Raw genomic sequence first — 2,200 nt, 5'->3', positions numbered from 1 at the left:
AATCGTCGCAGCTGATACCTCTACACCATATATCTCTTGTAGGTGTCCAGCAATCCCTTCGTAAGAAGTTCCAAGAGCATACAGGCCTAATATTTTATTATCTAACTCTTCATTTAAAATAGTCTGTCTTTTTTTTATTAATTGTGGTTCAAAAGTACCATTACGATCTCTTGGCGTTTCAAGTTCAAAAGAACCTGAAGCCGTCTTCATAGTTTTAGTAGTAAGACCATTTCTCCGGTTATTCCCTTGTTCTAAACTATTTTCCAGTAAGTGACAATCCATTTCACTTTCTAGGGCAAGTTGTGTAAAATCTTTAACTAATGATGTTAGCAGTCCACCTGCACCAAGTAGCGGTTTACCTTGGTATAGTCCTTGAATGATTTCTATACATTTATCTTGATTAAGTATTTGCGATACTTGGTCTAGTTGAATTGGTTTCATTGGTTTGCTCATGTCAAATTTCCTATTATTTTATGCGAAGAACATGTGGATAAGTTGATAGTAACTTATCCACATTCTTCGCTATTTACAACATCAATAATCTTTATTTTATATATTTAAAAGATTATTTTTTTAACTTGACACAGTTTGACGAACACTCCCAAATTATTATTTTTTACACTTGAAAAAGATAATCTTAGCTGATATAAAACAAACAGCTTTGTATCTATAGTCAAATGCTTTGAAGAATTATTTTTTGAAAATATATTGCTTTTGAGATTTAAAGAATTATAAAAATGAATGACAAAGAACTGACCATGATATTTGTAAAAAGCAATTCTTGAAAGCTTGCGAATATACGCACCCTTAGCTCAGCTGGATAGAGCAACGGATTTCTAATCCGTAGGTCAAAGGTTCGAATCCCTTAGGGTGCGCCATTCTTCGATTTTGGTACATTTTACGAACATATCAAACGGTGGACGTAGCTTAAAGTCTAGCTTCCCGCCTTTTATTTCCAGGTTAACAAATACTAAATTTATCAATTTACGTTTCCTTCGGCAGTGGAACCTTTGAAGGCTTCTGCTGCTCCGGAAGCCAGTTCTACTAAGTTGATTAGGCATTCTGAAAATTTATCATCGGCATTGTCGTGACTTGCTATTTCGTTGACAATATCCTCACGTTTTTGTATTAACTGTTCACGTTTCTCTTCATGTTCTGCTTTTGTAATATCGCCATCTAAAAATAAATCTGTTAGCTTATCCATACGAGTTTTCATCTTTGTGTGTTCAGATTGTAATTCAGATATACGGTTCTTATGGTAATCTTGTTCAATTTTTGCTGAGCTTTTTATACAAGATATTACTTCTTTCAGTAACTCAGGCTCTAATCTTAGTGTTTCAAAAACCTTTTCTACTTCTTTTAATATTATTTCTTCTTTCACGTATATTCTCCTATTATGGTTATTAGAATCCCAGGTTCTTAAATATATCCATTCTTCAGTTTTACCATTTGCATATGTTTTCTTTTTAGTTTCAGTAGTAGCTAGCCTACCAGTAGCTACACATTTTATTAATCCTCTAAATATATACTCTTTTTCTCCATATTTAAATGGTTTTTTGTTCCAACCAAGTCTCACTGCCTGGCAAGCATCAAATACCTCCTTGGTAATAATAGGCGGGTAGATATGTGGGTATTCTTTTTTAGTTTTTAATATTCTCATTACTCCATAGTAAAATGGATTGGTAATAATCGAATAAATATGCGATTGACATAACTGACCTTGATTACCTCTAGCATTACGTAATCCCCATTCTTTTGTCTTCTCTAGCATCTCAGATAGAGTATGAGTACCTATAGCATATGTTTCAAATACTTTTTTTATCAAAGGAGCACGATCTGGGTCAACTATTATTTTACCTTTGCCTCTATCTCTGCTATTATTGCTTTTTATATGCAAATAGCCTATAGGGGCTGTACTTATCCACTCTCCTTGACGGAGCTTTTGAGCAATACTACGATTTACGTTATCTCTAAGGTTATCTACGTAAGATTGAGCCATCATGACAAACATATTCCACACCATTTTTTCTTGCGAAGTGGAATATTTATGAATAATACCAATTGAAATAATTAACGCGGTATATTAATCCACTCTCTATACATAATTGATTTTACTAAAGTTGCATTTTTACTAAGTTGATTCCAGGCATAGCAAGCATTAGCAACGATATCTTCGTATACACCGTAACATTGATTAGAT

General features: G+C 33.4%; 2 protein-coding genes and 1 tRNA gene. 1 reads left to right on the top strand and 2 read right to left on the bottom strand.

The genetic code is table 11. The features are described 5' to 3' along the window. Positions 1–453, bottom strand: a 453-nt coding sequence (locus tag RiCNE_RS06815; protein WP_192866953.1) for a transposase, incomplete at its 3' end; no start/stop codon positions are given. A gap of 348 nt (positions 454–801) precedes the next feature. Here RiCNE_RS06815 and RiCNE_RS06810 point away from each other — a divergent pair. Continuing rightward, positions 802–878: transfer RNA gene (locus RiCNE_RS06810), tRNA-Arg, on the top strand. 101 nt (positions 879–979) lie between these two features. Here RiCNE_RS06810 and RiCNE_RS06805 read toward each other — a convergent pair. Further along, complete coding sequence (locus tag RiCNE_RS06805; RefSeq protein ID WP_157905715.1) at positions 980–2,002, bottom strand: recombinase family protein; 1,023 nt, start codon at positions 2,000–2,002, stop codon at positions 980–982. Positions 2,003–2,200 lie beyond the last annotated feature (198 nt).

The organism is Rickettsia endosymbiont of Culicoides newsteadi (assembly GCF_002259525.1).
GTDB lineage: Bacteria > Pseudomonadota > Alphaproteobacteria > Rickettsiales > Rickettsiaceae > Tisiphia.
The sequence above is the reverse complement of the archived record's forward strand: the minus strand, read 5'-3'. Positions and strand labels throughout refer to the sequence as shown.

Excerpts from the sequence above, each read along its gene's own strand:
- RiCNE_RS06805 (WP_157905715.1), bottom strand. The coding sequence starts at position 2,002 with ATGATGGCTCAATCTTACGTAGATAACCTTAGAGATAACGTAAATCGT.